This window comes from Pandoraea sp. PE-S2T-3 (genome assembly GCF_002179965.1).
Taxonomy (GTDB): Bacteria; Pseudomonadota; Gammaproteobacteria; order Burkholderiales; family Burkholderiaceae; genus Pandoraea.
The window spans coordinates 749294-765789 of sequence record NZ_NGUQ01000007.1 but is presented as its reverse complement, the minus strand read 5'-3'; the positions used below and the strand labels follow the sequence as shown (position 1 = coordinate 765789).

The window sequence follows — 16496 nt, the reverse complement described above, 5'->3', positions numbered from 1 at the left end:
TACTATTTTCCAATTCGTACCTGGCAGTTGAGAGAAACACCCGCAAACCGACATCACTTGATCTTTCGCCCCGGGAAACCGGCTGCGACGCGTTTCATCATCAATCCGCAGTCGACGGCGCAAGACCCAACGCCTGCTCGACGCCACCGCAGAGGGTGTGACCAATCAAAATATGGGCCTCTTGAATGCGCGCCGTCACGTCGCTCGGCACCACGATGGCGTGATCGCACAGCGAAGCCAGCGCACCACCGTCACGCCCCAACAGGCCGACGGTGCGAATGCCCTGCTCGCGCGCGGCGGCAACCGCACGGATGACGTTCTCGGAATTGCCCGATGTCGAGATGCCGAGCAGGCAATCACCCGCGCGCCCCAACCCCGTCACCTGGCGCGCAAAGACCTCCGCGAACGAATAATCGTTGCCGATACAGGTCAACGCTGAGGTATCGGTCGACAGAGCCAGTGCCGCCAACGGGCGCCGATCGGCGATAAACCGCCCGGTAAACTCGGCCGCAATGTGCTGGCTGTCCGCTGCCGAGCCACCATTACCGCAGATCATCAGCTTGCCGCCGCTGCGCATGCTCTCGGTGATTAGCCGGCACGCGTGATCCACTGCCGGCGCGAGACCTTCCAATTGCTGGAACAGTGCCAGATGCTGCTCAAGGTTCTTCAGAAACAGTTTGCTCATGGTTTCACCATGTCCAGGAAACGTTGGAAACGCGCGAAGAGCTCGTCACGTTGGCCGAAAACGCCCCAATGATCTTGTTTAAAGGCATCGGCAGGTAGCCAATAGCGATTCGATACCGGTGAAGCAACAAACGCCGGTGTTCCGCAATACTCGGCCAGATGGGCGGGAAGACTATCCGCAGATAATACGCCAGCGTAGTCCGCCAAGGCGCTCGCCAAGGCATCGAAGCGCCGGGGGACCCGCCGGGTATTCAGGCGCTCTGCGCCATCCAGATGCTCCCCATCCAGCAAAAGGAACTCCGCTTCGAATCCGGACTTGGCGCACAGGTCCGAAAGCGCGATAGCAAGGTCTAGCGGAACGTTTTTCGCAGCGACGCGGCTATACAGGCAAAACGCGATGCGCTTGTGCGCAGCACTTGCCCTCGGCACGCACGCAACCGGCGCGCTCGTCAGGTAGCGTGCGACGAACTGCTCCTGTGCGACATAGACGTTTTCCGCCGGCGGCAACACGGCCATCGGGCGTCCACCCGCGATAAAGCGCTCGCGCCGGTGCGCGCGGGGCAGCACAAGCGTTGCCCCCTTCGCCGCGCCGGACAACGCGCGGCGCAGCGACAGTGCGCTACCGATACCCGCCGGCAGGCCTCTCGCCTTGAGATCGAAAATGGCAGGCAACCTGTCGTCGGATAACGCCAGAGTTTCGACAGTACACGACGGCGCCAGGGCGTTCACCAGATCCGTCAAATGGGGGGCGACGACCAATGCACAGCGTGCCAATGCGTCCCGGGGCAGATCACGCAAGGTCCGTGCCGTCACCGTCAGGTCACCGAATGCCTTGACCTCCACGAACGCATAACGTGCCACGGATGACGCTTCAGCCGTCTTGATCGATGCGACGTGAGCGCCCATCTTCATGTTCGTCATGCCGCCCCTCGACGCATCCGGCGATACGCCGACACCAGCGGCTGGAAGGCCCACGGCGGCGAAATGCTGATGACGTAGAACGCAAATCGCTTCAGTCCATTCTCGGTGTGACGCGACAGATAGCGCCGGTATTGTTCGACGTCGTAACCTCGCTCCGACCTGAGGCGCATGGCGAGACGCAGCGTCAGCCAGCCGTAGCGATTCTCCATCACCTTCGCCGCTTGCATCGACGCACCGGACAGGCTGGGGCATTGTCGTGTCACGGCATTGCACATGGCGCAAAACCCGAAGAACACACCATAGGAGTCCCGCTTCCACGTGAACGTGTCGGTCCCTTCGACGCGATTGGCAACGCAGGGCTCGGCGATGATCCGTGCAGGGAGGACCTCACCCGTACCGGCAAGCAATTCACAGATTCTGCCGACGTGCGTGTAGTACGACCCCTTGTACGGGGCCGTCGACGTGGCATCCCAGCGTTTCCGGTCGACGATGCAGGCGCCGATGAAGCCCGCGGCCCATAAATACTTCGACACGAATTCGAACCCCGGCATCTCACCGTCGGGCACGTCCAGCGCCTGGCCTAACCGGCGGTTATCGTCATCGCCGACATACGCGTAGTTAGCAAATACAAAGGCATGGGTGGCACCCTGCAATGCGTCGTGCACTCGCCGCACGGAGTCGGACATGAAGCTGTCGTCCTCGCCAACGATCCATGCGTAATCGCAGTCGCACAGGTCGACCGCCTGCTGGATGTTGTCGTCGATGCCCAGATTGCGGGCGTTGCGGTGGATCACGATCTGGTTCGACCACTGTGCCAGCTTTGCGTAAGCGGCGTCGTTGGTGTCATCCATCGAGTCGTCGGCGATGAAGATGCGGATCGGACGATCGCCAGCCGCCTCCAGTGCCGAAAGCACGCAGCGGATCAGAAAATCCGGTCGCTTATAGGTTGGTATGCAGATACCTAGGGTGGTCATGTGTCGGGAAAGCACGGAAGCCATTGGCCCGTCTTGGAGTCGAATTTTTTAATGGGGACTGCGGGAGCGCCGACGGCAATGACATGTGGCGGCAGCGATCGCGACACCACACTGTTTGCACCGATCACGCACCCTTCGCCGATCGTGACCCCGGGCAGCACGACGACACCGTCCCCGAGCCAGACATTGCGCTCGATGTGGACCGGCCGGCCGGGTGCCAGCGGGCGACGGCCCGGCGCGACGTCGGGCGAGTCCTGAATGTCACCGTGATAGCGTCCATGGGCATGGTCGGTCACATGCACGCGACTCCCGAACATCACGCCGTCGTCGATGCTCACGCGCACCGTCGCTGCGATGTGCACCGATTGGCTGCACGTGACGCCATTGCCGATTTCAATCACTGGCGTGTAGCTTTCATCGCCATAGCGGCGCACGGCCTCGATCCACAACAGTTGCCCGGCGTAAAAGCCGTCGCCAATGCTGATGTGTTCGCCACCCTGAATCAGCGCCCCGCGACAGACGTGAAAGCCGTGGCCGACACGGTGAATCGAGCGCCTCCAGAGGGCGGATGTCACCTTGCCCTGGAGGTAAGCGGTCAGATCCGGCAGCGGGCGCCGCAGGTTGTTGAGTATGCGCTGGAGGGTTTGGCTCATCGCTCAGACGATATCGTTGCGGCAGGCACGCGTGATGCGCAACACCACGCGCATGGCGAAGTGGACCGGTTTGAGCAGTACGTAGGGCAGGCCAAGATAGGTGGAGACGATCGGCCGATAAATACCACTGCCAAAATACTTCTGAAGCCCCGCCGCAGGATTCTCGGACTGGAACTTGAAACGCGCCCCGCCCGAGCGCAGACGGTAAGTGATCGGCAGCAAGAGCGCGAAGAACATGCGAAAGCGCATGATCGCGAAGGACTTGGCATCCGCGCCGAAGGACGAAGCCTTCAGTACATCGAAGACCGCTTCCGCCCATACCTTGTAAAAGCGATAGCCACCGGTGTTCTCCGTCGTGTCCGGGAACACCTCCCGTTCCTCGCTGATGAGGCAACGAGCCGATCGGTGCAGCGCTTCCAGAAAGATCCAGTAGTACGCCATGAAGCCGCCCAGGTGCGTACGCGCCTGCTCCAGGTTGGGCTTGATCAGGTCCGCGCGGATGACTTGGGAGGTCATGAATGTGGTGAAGATGTTAACGCGGCGCAGCAGCTCCACGTTACTGACCTGTGCAGCACCGCGCGTAAGCCAGTCTTTGCTCGTGCTCCCCTGGGTGCGCAGGTACAGGAAGTCGAATTCGTTGGTGTCGATCATGCGCAGGATGTAGCGCAGCGTGTCGTCACGAACGGTGTCATCGTCGCCGGGCAGCCAGATATAACTGCCGGTCGCCTGTCCGAACAATTTGAGGAAGTTGGCGTCGGGGCCGATGTTCTCGGGGTTGCGCCAGTAGCGAATCGCGCCCTCGTACTTGGCGGCGATCGACGGTGTGTCGTCCGGCGACGCATTGTCGGAGACCAGCACTTCGATTTCGTCACCGCGGCCCGAGGTAGCAATCTGTGCCACGAGCGAGCTCAACAGGGTGTCCAGAAAACCAGAGCGGTTATAGGTCGGGATGCAGATGCTCAGTTTTTTCATGTCAGATAGCCCGGTAACCGCTAAGGAAACTTTGGTTGCTCCAGAGGTAGTCCCACTCGCCAAAGCGCCCGCACGAGGCCACTTTGCAAACGTCCAGATGATCGCGAACGATCTGCCGGTTTTCTTCCATGCCGATATCGAAGATCACGTTGCCCCAAGGCAACCGTTTGTGATGCAGGAACTGGATGTCTTCTTCCCGGGCGATGCCCATCTTGCGAATCGCCATGCGCACGTTGTCCTTGAGCGCTTCCGGGGAATGGCGGGCCTCGCGCCCGCGTTGGTAAATCTCGAACTGGAGCGAACTGCATCCGGCCGGCGCGTTGGCAGGCGATTTCACCGACGGGGAATACGCCCGGCTTGCATGGATATCCGCGTCGTAGATATAGAACCAGAGGTCCAGATCGAGCGGCACCTTGAAGCCGACCGAGATGAGGTCGATCGAGGTCGCCTCAAGCGTCGCGGCAGCCGTTGCCACGGTGTCCGGCACGCCGGGCATGATGCGGATCAGTTCGGGCAGCGGCAGGCTGCTCACCAGCCGGTCATAGCTCACGGCGTCGCCACCCGCGAATTCGATGCGACGAGCCACCGGATCGACACGGACGGCACGAGCGTTCAATTGGATGTCGGCATCCTGGATCAGCGGCGCAATGAATGCCTTATAGCCGCCCTCCTTGGGATACCGCATCTCCTTCGTGTAATAGGTATTGGGTGTTTCCGCAGTGAATGCCCCGAAGAGAATCTCGTCGAGTTCTGCGCGGCGCATGCGATTCCCGATCCAGTTGACGGACAAATGGTCGGGCGCTGTCCCCCAGTACTTGTACGTGTAGGCAATCGGATAACTACGGGCGATATCCTCGCCGTATTGCGAGAGCAGCCATTGTTCGTAATTGGCGGGCTCATCGATGTCGGGACGTGCCAGAAACGACTTGATCAGTTCAACCTTACGCGCGGCCGGCAGCGGAAACAGGTTGTTTTGCACGGGGTGCTTGAGCCAAACGCCCTGGTCGAAGCACTGCGAGTCCGCCGGGTGTGTGTAGTACGGCGTGCGATCGAAAATGCTGCGAACTTCCGGCTCGGTGGCAAAGCTCAGATGGACGGCATTGTCGAAGCGAAAACCTTCGACGACGAAGTTGTCCAGCAGTCCGCCCGCCTGAGGGGCCGCCTCAAACACTACGGCGTCCAGTCCAAGTTCGCGTGCGCGCAATGCGGCGCCCATGCCGGCAATGCCCCCACCCAGGATGGCGATCGGGACGTGTCTCATGCTGTCAGTGCTCTCATGTCGTCGGTCGACAGATAGTCGGCCAACGCGGTCTGCCACGCGCGCAGCGGCGGCAGACCCAGTTCATCGGCGCGCCAGTTAACCGCCATTTCGTTGTCGGATACCGGTGCGATGCGATTGAATTGTCCGGCGGCGACCGGGCGAACCTCGACGGCCACGCCAGCCAGAGACAGAATCTCCCGCACGTACTCGAAACGGCTCGCGTTGCCTTCGTTGACCACGTTGAAGACGCCGCGGGCCTTCATCCCAATCAGGTCGAGAAGACGATCTGCGAGGTCGTCCACGAGCGTCGGGCAGCCCCGCTGTTGCTGATTGGACGAGATGAAACCGTCCTGCGCGGCGCGCGCCTCGAGGATGCGGCGAGCGACGAAATTCTTCGGCGCCTGCGCACCACCCCCGAACAACCAGCCAGTGCGCACCACCAGATTGGACCACTCTGCGGCCAGCACCAGCTGTTCAGCGCGAAGCTTGCTGCGGTGATGTTGCGTTTCGGGCCGAGCGTCGTCGTATTCGGCATAGGGCGTCGTTTTGAACGCGCCGTAGACACCGGTGCTGGAAATGAAGGTCATCGGCACGCCGCAGCGCCGCGCGGCCGCCGCGAGGAGCTCTGTCAGCAGCACGTTGTCGCGATGACAAGCCGAAGGCTCCGCTTCGCAATGCTCGACGTTCGTGTTGGCCGCAGCGTGCACGAAATGATCGACATTTGCGAACAGGGCGTCGAGTTCCGCCGCCGCCGACGCCGCCAGACTCAGGCGCACCTGGCTGCGGTTCAGTGGCGTGCACGCGTGACCGCGGGCGGTCGCGAGTTTGACCAACGCACCGCCAAGCAATCCGCCGGCACCTGAGATCAGTAGGTTCATGTCAGCTCTCCAGCGAGAAATGCTCCAGAGGAACGTTGACCGCCTCGGTGGGATCGTGGGGAATACTGGCCACGTTCAACAGCAGATTGAGCGACGCCCCGATGCCGGTGAAGGCCATCCACACGCCCGGCGGCACCGTCAACCGCGCATAGCGCGTCTCGCCCAGGCGAATGCTGTCGGCAATCTGGCCGTCGAGCGAGCGCAAATGGAATTCGATCGTGCCGACCGGCACCACCAGGTTCAGCGTCATCCGTTCGTGACGCTTCCACCCTTTGGTAATTCCCGGAAGCACGGTCGAGAAATACGCTTCACCAAAACCGCGGAAGGTGTCGTCAGTAGCCTTCAGCCCGTGGAGGACGTCGCCCTTCGGGTGTTCGATTCGCTTGAGCGGCGTCACAATCGCGCCGCTCGCCAACTGAATCACTTCGTCCATGCGAGCCCCCGTTTGGTTGCAGCAGCCTCGTACTGGTCAATCTGGTCGAGCGTGAGCGTGTACGCATTCTCGGGCTGTCCCGAGTAGAAATTGGAATACCAGCGACCGACCATGCCAATGCATTCCGCGTAGTTCAGTGCGGCTTCCCATTTGAGGAAGAACGCGGCCTTGTCGCAGTTCAGGCGCAACAGCCCCGCTTCGTGGAACGGCACATGACCGGTGATGCGGTAGGCCTCACCGGTCGGGTCTTGCGCCCAGTGCTTGCGCAGATCGCCCAACAGCGATACGACGGTCTTGTTCTGCTCCGTGCGGGGACCAAAATTGAACGATTCGCCGCACAGCTTCTGGTCACGGGCCAACTCGGCGCCCAGCGTCAGGTAACCGCTCAGCGGTTCGAGTACGTGTTGCCACGGACGGGTGGCCTCCGGGCTGCGGATCTCCACCGTCTCGCCCTTGGACCATGCCCGCACGCAGTCGACGATGATCCGGTCCTTGGCCCAGTCGCCGCCGCCAATGACGTTGCCGGCCCGGCCCGTCGCGATCCGTACCGGCGTTTTCGCGGGATCCCGGAAGAATGCCCAATAGTAGGAGTGCGCGATGACTTCCGCAGCGCCCTTGGAGCCGCTGTAGATGTCCCGGCCACCCAAATGGTCGGTTTCCTTGTAACCCCAAGGCCATTCGACGTTCTCGTAACACTTGTCCGACGTGATGAGAACGGCGGTGCAAGGGTGATTCACGTGTCGCAAGACTTCGAGAATGTTGGCCGTACCCATCACGTTCGTCGAGATCGTATCCAGCGGCTCCTGATAGGAGGTCGATACGATCGCCTGTGCCGCGAGATGGAATACGAAGTCCGGCTTGGACGTCTCGATCACGCGCGCCAAGGCCGCTGCGTCCCGGACGTCGCCGATGTGGTGCTCGATCTTGCCTTCCAGATCCAGGACTTCGAACATCGCGGGATCCGTCGGGATGCGGTCGGAGAAGCCGATCACTTTCGCACCGAGCTTCAGCAGCCACGCGGTGAGCCACGTCCCCTTGAAGCCAGTATGGCCGGTAACCAGCACGCGTTTGTCACGATACGTGGCACCGAAAATAGTGTTGGTTGTCTGAGTCATCGGTCTTGTTTAGAAGGTTTCGTGCGGTAGAAAATGATCGCAGCGAGGCAAATGGAAATCGTCCATTCGATCGCCACCCATGCGCTCGCCATGCCTGCGGCGCCGTATTGGATAGACAAAAAGTAGCCGGCGATCAGACTTATCGGAACAGCGGAAAAAACCACCAGATTGAGGACATGCTCCTTGCGGTCCACGACCAGGAAATGCATCGCGAGGACATTGCTGACCGCAATCGCCGGGATGACCAGCGACATGATCCTCAGCACGTGGACGATGTCCGGCAGCTTGTCATGGAAGAGCACTCGCGAGACCAACGGGGCCATCAGATAGACAACCGGCAGGCTGGCGGTCGCCACGATAAAAAAGGCAGCCAATGCCCACCCGCGGGCGCGTCCCAGTTTGTCCGGCGACGTCGTCTTCAGCGCGTTCAGCCTCGGAAAAATGGCCGACGTTGCCTGCGCGATGAAGGTCAGCCCTGCGCGCACCAGCCGCTCGCATGATCCATAAACGGCAACCGCGTAGGCGGTGGACACCCCCCCCAGCAGGACCACGTTGAACGACGTGTACAGACTTGCCGCCCCCTGGACCAGGAAGATGCGCCAGCCATCCTTGAGCGCCGCCACGCCAGGGCGCACGGCGAAAATATCGCGATACCGGACCTTCTCGCTGACCACCATCTGGCGCTCCAGCACCTGCCAGATCAGAAACCGTACGCCGATCAGGGGCGCAACCAGGAGACTGAAGTCCTCGGTGCGCCGTATCAGCAACAACACGAATGCGAATGTCAGCAATCCCCCCGTCACCTCGAGCACCGCCACAATCCGCAGCCGAGAAAGCGCCTGGAAGTAGTAGGTCGGTGTCATGCCCATCATCACGCCGAGCAGCCAGGCACAGACGGCCCATTCCGGGTACGGGGAAAAGACCGAGGATTGCGTGAGGGCCCAGACAAAGAAAATCAGCGACAGGCCTGCCAGCATCCATTTCGCCGACTGCGTTTCAGTGACGACGGTCCGGTTCCCCGCGGGATCCGACAAGGCCGCAATTCGGCGCGTGGCGGAAACGTTGAATCCGTACTCCACGAAAATACTCAGCCATGCAGAGCTCGCCAGCGTGTACAGGTACACGCTGTACTGCACCTCGGAGAGCACTCGCGTGAGTACGGAAAGCAACGCCAGCGGCAAGCAGAGCCGCAGGAACTGGATGACGTAGAGGTAAGCAATATTCCTTGCGATCAAATTCATGCCAATCGCCAGAACCTCAGTCCCACATCTTCCACGGCGCCTTGCCGGCAGCCCAGAGCGACTCAAGCAGATGCTTGTCGCGGAGCGTGTCCATCGGCTGCCAGAATCCAGTGTGTTCGTAGGCCATTAACTGGCCGGTTTCCGCGAGCGTAATAAGCGGCTCCTGCTCCCAGGTCGTCGAATCGCCCGAGATGTGTTGCAGGACGGACGGCGACAGCACGAAGAACCCGCCATTGATCATGGCGCCATCGCCCTTGGGCTTCTCTTTGAAGCTCATGACCTGATTCTGGTGGATATCGAGCGCGCCAAAACGGCCCGGCGGATACGTGGCAGTCAGCGTTGCCGCCTTGCCATGTGCCTTGTGGAAAGCAATGGTCGCCGAGATGTCGATGTCACCTACGCCGTCGCCATACGTAAAGCAGAACGCCTCTTCATCCTTGACATAGTCCGCCACGCGCAGAAGCCGGCCGCCGGTCATCGAGTCATCGCCGGTATCCACCAACGTGACGTTCCAGGGCTCCGCGCGCTTGTGATGCACTTCCATGCGGTTATTGCGCATGTCGAACGTCACGTCCGACATATGCAGGAAGTAATTGGCGAAATACTCCTTGATGACATAACCCTTGTAGCCGCAACACACCACGAAATCGTGGATGCCGTGATGCGAGTACAACTTCATGATGTGCCACAGGATCGGCTTGCCACCGACTTCGACCATGGGCTTCGGGCGCGTAGCGGTTTCTTCGCTAAGTCGCGTACCGAGGCCTCCAGCAAGAATTACCGCTTTCATATGAAATCTCCTTGTTCTGATTCCTGATTCGCACGTGTGGACTGCGGGGTTTTCATGAGAGAACGGCGTCAGCCGTAAGGGGCACCCCGGACAGCAGATTGCCGGGGGGCGTTAACTCATGCCAGTCTGTCAGCGCTGCGATTCCCGCGGCGACTACGACTCCACGCTTACATTCACGTCAAAGCCATTGGCTTTCAGGAGCGCATGCTGTCGGGCCGATGCCAGGTCGGCAGCCACCATCTCCGCACACATTTCCTGCACGGTGATCTCCGGCGTCCAGCCGAGTTTGCTCTTGGCCTTGGACGGGTCGCCCAGCAGGGTCTCCACTTCCGTCGGTCGGAAATAGCGCGGATCGACACTCACGATCGCTTGGCCGACCTTCAGCGCCGGCGCCTTGTCGCCTTCGATCTTCTCGACTATCCCGACCTCGTCGACGCCTTCGCCTTCGAAGCGCAGCGTGATGCCCAGCTCTTGTGCACTCCACTGGATGAACTGCCGCACGCTGTATTGCACGCCCGTCGCGATCACGAAATCTTCGGGTTCCGCTTGCTGGAGCATCATCCATTGCATGCGCACGTAGTCCTTGGCATGCCCCCAGTCGCGCAGCGCATCCATGTTGCCCATGTACAGGCGGTCTTCCAGACCTTGCGCGATGTTGGCCAGCCCGCGCGTGATCTTGCGCGTCACGAACGTTTCGCCACGGCGCGGCGACTCGTGATTGAACAGAATGCCGTTGCAGGCATACATGCCGTAGGCCTCACGGTAGTTCACGACAATCCAGTACGCGTAGAGCTTCGCCACCGCATAGGGGCTGCGGGGGTAGAACGGTGTGGTCTCTTTTTGCGGCGTTTCTTGCACGAGCCCGTAGAGCTCACTGGTCGACGCCTGATAGAAGCGAGTCTTCTTTTCGAGGCGCAGGATACGAATCGCTTCCAGGATCCGCAGGGTGCCGACGGCATCCACATCCGCCGTGTATTCGGGGCTCTCGAAGCTCACTGCCACATGGCTCATGGCGCCGAGGTTGTAGATCTCATCCGGCTGCGTTTCCTGAATGATGCGAACCAGGTTGCTGGTATCGCTCAGGTCGCCGTAATGCAGCTTGAACCGCGCATTGTCGATGTGCGGGTCTTGATAGATATGGTCGATACGCTGGGTATTGAACAAGCTGCCACGACGCTTGATACCGTGGACGATATATCCCTTGTCCAACAGAAATTCTGCGAGATACGAACCATCCTGACCGGTAATCCCGGTGATCAGGGCGATTTTTTGCTTTTCAGACATAGACTCAAATTCCGATGACGTGACGCCAATTTCAGCAGGCGATCGATTTACTTGCGGATTGCGCCGTTTTGCAGGAAATCGTCATACGCGCGGCGCAGTCCGTCTTCAAGCGAAATCGAAGCGCGCCAACCCAGTTGATTCAGCCGGCTGCTGTCCATTAATTTGCGGGGCGCCCCGTCGGGACGCGTTGCATCGCATACGATCTCGCCCTGATAACCCACCACGCGCGCGACCAAACCCGCAACGTCCCGGATGCTGATGTCGTCGCCAACGCCCACGTTGATATGGCTCAACATCGGTTGCGTGTGCGCCTCGTACGTCGCCTTGTCCAAGTTCATGACGAAAACGGACGCGGCGGCCATGTCATCGACATAGAGAAACTCACGCTTGGGCGTACCCGTGCCCCAAATCGCAACTTGCGGGTCTACGGCGAGCTTCGCCTCGTGGAAGCGGCGGATCAGGGCCGGCACGACGTGAGAATTCTCCGGGTGGTAGTTATCGCCCAAGCCGTACAGATTGGTCGGCATGACACTGCGGTAATCGACGCCGTGACTCGCGCCGTATTGGCGGTTGTAGCTTTCGCAAAGCTTGATGCCGGCGATCTTCGCGATCGCATACGGTTCGTTGGTCGGCTCCAGCGTGCCGGTCAGCAGCGCGTCTTCGCGCATCGGCTGCGCGGCTAGGCGCGGATAAATGCAACTCGAGCCGAGGAAGAGCAGTTTCTTGACCCCGACGCGAAACGCAGCATCAATCACATTCAACTGAAGCGAGAGGTTCTCTTGAATGAATTCCGCCGGGAACGTGTTGTTCGCATGAATACCGCCGACCTTCGCCGCTGCCAGATACACCTGATCGGGCCGCTCTTCTTCGAAAAATTTACGGACGTCCGCCTGCTCCGTGAGATCGAGCTCGGCGCGAGTGCGCGTCACGACATTCTCGTGACCGAGGCCTTGCAACCTGCGAACAATCGCCGAGCCAACCATGCCCCGGTGGCCGGCGACATAAATTTTAGGATTGCTGTTCATGAACCACTTCGACCGTAATTGTCTTGAAAACGCACGATGTCATCCTCGCCGAGATAGCTGCCCGACTGAATCTCGATAATCTCAAGCGGGATCGTCCCAGGATTAGAGAGACGATGCACTTCGCCCAATGGAATGTAGGTGCTCTGGTTTTCCGTCAGCAGAATGGTCTTTTCACCGTTGGTGATTTCAGCCGTTCCCGTGACGACGACCCAGTGTTCCGCACGATGATGATGCTTCTGCAAACTCAGACTCGCCTTGGGCTTGACCTGAATTCGCTTGACCTTGAATCGGGTCCCTTCGTCGATGCTGTCGTACCAACCCCACGGGCGGTGCACTTTCCGGTGCAGGGAATGCTCTTCGCGGCGTTGATCTGCAAGCATCGTGACGACGCGCTTGACGTCCTGGCAGCGCGCACGGTCAACGACGAGTACGGCGTCAGGGGTTTCGACAACGACGACATCGTCGACACCGACCACTGCGACCAAACGGCTGGTCGCGTGGACCAGTGTGTTGCGACTGTCCAGCGTGAGGACATCGCCCAGATGGGCGTTACCCGCCGGGTCTTTCGGCAGCACGTCCCACACGGCGTCCCACGCACCCAGATCACTCCAGCCCGCCGTGAGCGGCACCATGCGAATCGGAAACTCACTACCGGGGCACCGTTCCATCACGGCGTAGTCGATGGACTCACTCGGAATCGCGGCGAACTCGGCTTTGCCCGGGCGAATGAACACGCCGTCGGCGACCCGGTGATCCCACGCAAGGCGGGTGGCATCGGTGATGTCGCGACGGAACGTCTCGAGTGCGCGCATCCACGTGGAGGCACGCACGACGACCATGCCGGAATTCCAGAAGTAATTCCCTTCGTCGAGATACCGCTGCGCGTTCTCGGCATTCGGCTTCTCGACAAAACGCTCCACCGGCAACGCCCCTGTGACGGCCCCGTCGGCAGGGGCCGTGCAGATATAACCGAACCCGGTTTCGGGACGATCGGGCGTGACGCCAAGCGTCACGACAGCGCCATCGTGCGCCTCGGCAATTGCGCGACGCAACGTCTGCACGAACGCGGCGCGATCGGAAATCGCGTGATCCGAGGGTGCGACGATCATGACGGGATCGTCGCCGGACGCCAGCGCGGCCAACGCGGCCAAGGTCAAGGCAGGTGCCGTGTTTCGCCCTACCGGCTCAAGAAGAATTCCGCTCGGTTCCACACCGACTTCGCGCATCTGCTCGGTGACGAGAAAACGGTGCTCGTCATTGCAGACCACGTACGGTGCCGAGACATTGATCTCGCTATTGCCGACTTCCCCGAGGCGATTGATCGTCTGCTGAAAAAGCGACTCATCGCCGGTCAGACAGAGGAATTGCTTCGGAAAACCGGATCGCGACAACGGCCAAAGACGAGAGCCAGAGCCACCACAAAGAATTACCGGACATACTGAAATCATGTATTCCACGGTCTTTCGCCTTGTTGATTAACAATTTCGAGTCGCAACGATTCAATTTCGAGTCGCAGTGCTTCATATTCCCGCATCTTTCGAATGAGGAATTCGCTCGTAAGAGCTGTTTTCTGCGCAATGCCCCGTGGCGTCAGCATGTAGACATAGCCAAATTTGTTTTTTGATTCACTGAAATTCTGTACTTTGACCCATCCTTTTTCGATCAAAGCCTTTAAACAGTAATTCAAACCACTAACGCTCACTCCAAGTTTTTTGGCTATTTCCCGCTGAGTGGTGTCCGGCGTTTCCTGCAATATACGGAGCACCCGAAAATCAATATCCTGCTGAAGCAATGTCCGGCGGCTTGTCATTGAATTAACACCACGTCAGAGAATTGAAATCAACGTAGCTATCCGTCAATTTTTCGTGTTAATTGGCTACAGTAGCCCAGATTTGTGCGAAATCGAACAATTCTAACAGTCGGTTACGAATGCAGCCACTTGTTACGTATCCACCGAACTCAGGGTGTGAACGCGGCGCAACTGCTCGCTTGACTTGCCCCTCGTTCACGCTTAACCGGCCGAATCCGGTGCCGATTCGCTCGAAAATTCACCAGACGAGCGACGAAGTCAGGACCGGAGTCCGGCGGCATCGGGATGCGGCAATTGTCAGCACGTTGACGCAGGTTTCCCAAAGCGCGAGATGGTATCACGCGTGCGATTCCGAAAATCAATGGGAAATGCCTCTCTCCGACGACCGACGTTTTTAAGGCGTGCTTTCGGCGATATCTTAGATTTTGTTGTGCCGAAAACAATGACGCCGACCGGCAACCGGTTGGACCACGATCTCGTGCCACGCCATCGGGCGTGAGGAAATCACAGCGAGAGCCTCTGATCGAGGCGTTACCTCTAGACGTTGGTGGAGCGGAGGAGGATCGAACTCCCGACCTTCGCATTGCGAACGCGACGCTCTCCCAGCTGAGCTACCGCCCCACTTGAAGCAACGATCATAGCGGGTTTTTTTCAGCCCGGCCAGCGCCCGACAAATTTGCTCGGGATTAGCCGCAAACCCTTGTGGCAAAAAGCAAAAAGGCCTCAGGCCGCCCCCTGATTCCCCTTCATGCCCTTGATCACCGGCACTTTCGGCGCCTTTGCCACAATGGTCTTCTGGGCTCGCAAGTAGCGCGCCACGACGTCCCATACCGGTTCGCCCTGAGCGCCTTCGGCTACCGGCGCCCAGCCGGCCACCTTGTACGTCTTGCCTGCATCGATGGGCTTGCCGTTCAGGCGCATGTCCGTGATGCGCTGGCCCATCGGTGCCATCGGGTCGATCGTGTAGTCCATACCGCCCACCCGCACCATGTCGCCGCCCTGCTGGTAGTACGGGTCCGGGTTGAACAGGTTGTCGGCCACGTCTTCGAGCACCGTCTTGATCGTCTCGCCTGTCATCGGCGTGAGCGTCGTATACGGATAGGTAATGGCCGTCTGATCGAGCAGTTGCTCCATCGTGATCGCCTGCCCTGGCAAGAGCGACGTGCCCCAACGGAAGCCCGGCGAGAAGCCGATTTCGGCATCCTTCTCGGCCATGACGGCGTCCAGCAGCAACTGGTCGAAGGTGCCGTTGAAATTCCCGCGCCGGTACAACACGCCCTCCGTCACGGCCAACGGTTCGGCCAGTTTCGCGGCGAACGGCGCACGCACACGCTCGATCAGCGCCTGCATTGGCGCGTCGGCCGGCAACAGGTTCGCAAAGACCGGCAACAGCTTGTAGCGGAAGTCGACCGGCTTGCCGCCCTTGACGTCGAAGTCGAGCACCGCGAGGAACTTGCCGTTCGAGCCCGCATTGGTCACGAGCGTCTTGCCGCCCGCGTTCTCGACAATCACCGGCTTGGGCACGCCGTCATGGGTGTGCCCGCCCAGAATCGCATCGATGCCGCGCACGCGCGACGCCAGTTTCAGGTCGACGTCCATGCCGTTGTGCGAGAGCACCACCACGACCTGCGCCCCCTTGCCGCGCACCTCGTCGACCATCGACTGCAAACGCTCTTCCTGAATGCCGAAAGTCCAGTCGGGCACCAGATAGCGCGGGTTGGCAATCGGGGTGTACGGGAACGCCTGCCCGATAATCGCCACCGGCACGCCGTTCATCGACTTCATCGTATACGGCGCAAAGACCGGATCGCCGAAGTCGTTGGTCTGCACGTTCTGGGCGACAAAATCGATCTTGCCCTTGAGCTGCTCTTCGACCACCGACTTCACCCGCTCGGCGCCGTAAGTGAACTCCCAGTGCGCGGTCATCACATCGACACCCAACGCGAGCGTGGCGTCGACCATGTCCTGCCCCTTGGTCCACATGGCCGTACCCGATCCCTGCCACGTGTCGCCGCCATCGAGCAGCAAGGCGCCCGGGCGCGACGCCTTCATGCGCTTGACCAGCGTGGCCAGATGCGCAAAACCGCCCACCTTGCCGTAGGTGCGCGACGCCGCCGCGAAGTCAAGATAGGTGAACGCGGAAGCGTCGGGGGTGCCCGGACGCAGCCCGTAGGCCTTCAGGAACGCGTCGCCGACCAGGTGCGGCGCGCGGTTTGCCTGCGCGCCGATGCCCAGATTGACGCTCGGCTCACGGAAGTAGATCGGCAGCAACTGCGCATGGCAATCGGTGAAGTGCAGAAAGTGCACGTTGCCGAATTTCGGCAGATCGTAAAACGTCGCCGCCGCCTTGGCCGCCGCCGTCTCGTGATGCGACAGTGCCATCCCGCCGGCCGCTGCCACCGCCAATACCTGCATGAACTCGCGTCGATCCATTTCGTCTCCCTGGCACGCGCCT

The 16496-nt window shown here is 60.3% G+C and carries 16 protein-coding genes and 1 tRNA gene; all 17 read right to left on the bottom strand.

Annotated features, from left to right (window positions below; genetic code table 11):
- Positions 1–100: 100 nt before the first annotated feature.
- Positions 101–685 (bottom strand): D-sedoheptulose-7-phosphate isomerase, encoded by a 585-nt coding sequence (locus CDV46_RS05400; protein WP_087691079.1) that lies wholly within the window; start codon positions 683–685, stop codon positions 101–103.
- The gene (locus tag CDV46_RS05395) at positions 682–1605 is read right to left on the bottom strand and encodes a hypothetical protein (protein ID WP_087721959.1); all 924 of its coding nucleotides are present in this window, start codon (positions 1603–1605) and stop codon (positions 682–684) included. The genes CDV46_RS05400 and CDV46_RS05395 overlap by 4 nt, the downstream gene beginning before the upstream one ends.
- Complete coding sequence (locus tag CDV46_RS05390) at positions 1602–2579, bottom strand: glycosyltransferase family 2 protein (RefSeq protein WP_176399007.1); 978 nt, start codon at positions 2577–2579, stop codon at positions 1602–1604. Before CDV46_RS05390 ends, CDV46_RS05395 begins: the two co-directional genes overlap by 4 nt.
- Entirely contained in the window at positions 2576–3232 is a 657-nt protein-coding gene (locus tag CDV46_RS05385) for an acyltransferase (protein ID WP_087721957.1), read from the bottom strand. The genes CDV46_RS05390 and CDV46_RS05385 overlap by 4 nt, the downstream gene beginning before the upstream one ends.
- A gap of 3 nt (positions 3233–3235) precedes the next feature.
- The gene (locus CDV46_RS05380) at positions 3236–4204 is read right to left on the bottom strand and encodes a glycosyltransferase family 2 protein (RefSeq protein WP_087691071.1); all 969 of its coding nucleotides are present in this window, start codon (positions 4202–4204) and stop codon (positions 3236–3238) included.
- A gap of 1 nt (position 4205) precedes the next feature.
- On the bottom strand, positions 4206–5465 hold the full coding sequence (locus tag CDV46_RS05375) for a protoporphyrinogen/coproporphyrinogen oxidase (RefSeq protein WP_087691069.1): 1260 nt from the start codon (positions 5463–5465) through the stop codon (positions 4206–4208).
- Positions 5462–6343, bottom strand: coding sequence for a sugar nucleotide-binding protein (locus CDV46_RS05370; RefSeq protein ID WP_087721956.1), 882 nt, complete (start codon positions 6341–6343; stop codon positions 5462–5464). The genes CDV46_RS05375 and CDV46_RS05370 overlap by 4 nt, the downstream gene beginning before the upstream one ends.
- Position 6344: 1 nt before the next feature.
- A complete protein-coding gene (locus CDV46_RS05365) occupies positions 6345–6776 on the bottom strand; it encodes a dTDP-4-dehydrorhamnose 3,5-epimerase (protein ID WP_087691065.1) in 432 nt (143 codons plus the stop codon).
- Complete coding sequence (gene rfbG / locus CDV46_RS05360) at positions 6764–7891, bottom strand: CDP-glucose 4,6-dehydratase (protein WP_087721955.1); 1128 nt, start codon at positions 7889–7891, stop codon at positions 6764–6766. The genes CDV46_RS05365 and rfbG overlap by 13 nt, the downstream gene beginning before the upstream one ends.
- Positions 7888–9132: a lipopolysaccharide biosynthesis protein gene (locus tag CDV46_RS05355; protein ID WP_087721954.1), complete on the bottom strand. Its 1245-nt coding sequence runs from the start codon at positions 9130–9132 to the stop codon at positions 7888–7890. The genes rfbG and CDV46_RS05355 overlap by 4 nt, the downstream gene beginning before the upstream one ends.
- Before the next feature lie 16 nt (positions 9133–9148).
- Complete coding sequence (rfbF, locus tag CDV46_RS05350) at positions 9149–9922, bottom strand: glucose-1-phosphate cytidylyltransferase (protein ID WP_087691058.1); 774 nt, start codon at positions 9920–9922, stop codon at positions 9149–9151.
- 153 nt (positions 9923–10075) lie between these two features.
- On the bottom strand, positions 10076–11206 hold the full coding sequence (gene gmd / locus CDV46_RS05345) for a GDP-mannose 4,6-dehydratase (protein ID WP_087691056.1): 1131 nt from the start codon (positions 11204–11206) through the stop codon (positions 10076–10078).
- 47 nt (positions 11207–11253) lie between these two features.
- The gene (gene fcl, locus CDV46_RS05340) at positions 11254–12231 is read right to left on the bottom strand and encodes a GDP-L-fucose synthase (RefSeq protein WP_087721953.1); all 978 of its coding nucleotides are present in this window, start codon (positions 12229–12231) and stop codon (positions 11254–11256) included.
- Positions 12228–13679: a mannose-1-phosphate guanylyltransferase/mannose-6-phosphate isomerase gene (locus CDV46_RS05335; RefSeq protein WP_087691052.1), complete on the bottom strand. Its 1452-nt coding sequence runs from the start codon at positions 13677–13679 to the stop codon at positions 12228–12230. The genes fcl and CDV46_RS05335 overlap by 4 nt, the downstream gene beginning before the upstream one ends.
- Entirely contained in the window at positions 13676–14041 is a 366-nt protein-coding gene (locus CDV46_RS05330) for a MarR family EPS-associated transcriptional regulator (RefSeq protein ID WP_087691051.1), read from the bottom strand. The genes CDV46_RS05335 and CDV46_RS05330 overlap by 4 nt, the downstream gene beginning before the upstream one ends.
- A gap of 545 nt (positions 14042–14586) precedes the next feature.
- A tRNA-Ala gene (locus CDV46_RS05325) sits at positions 14587–14662 on the bottom strand.
- Between the two features lie 102 nt (positions 14663–14764).
- Positions 14765–16474 carry a thiosulfohydrolase SoxB gene (soxB, locus tag CDV46_RS05320; RefSeq protein ID WP_087691049.1) on the bottom strand — a complete coding sequence of 570 codons (1710 nt, stop codon included), beginning with the start codon at positions 16472–16474 and terminating at the stop codon, positions 14765–14767.
- Positions 16475–16496: the final 22 nt, after the last annotated feature.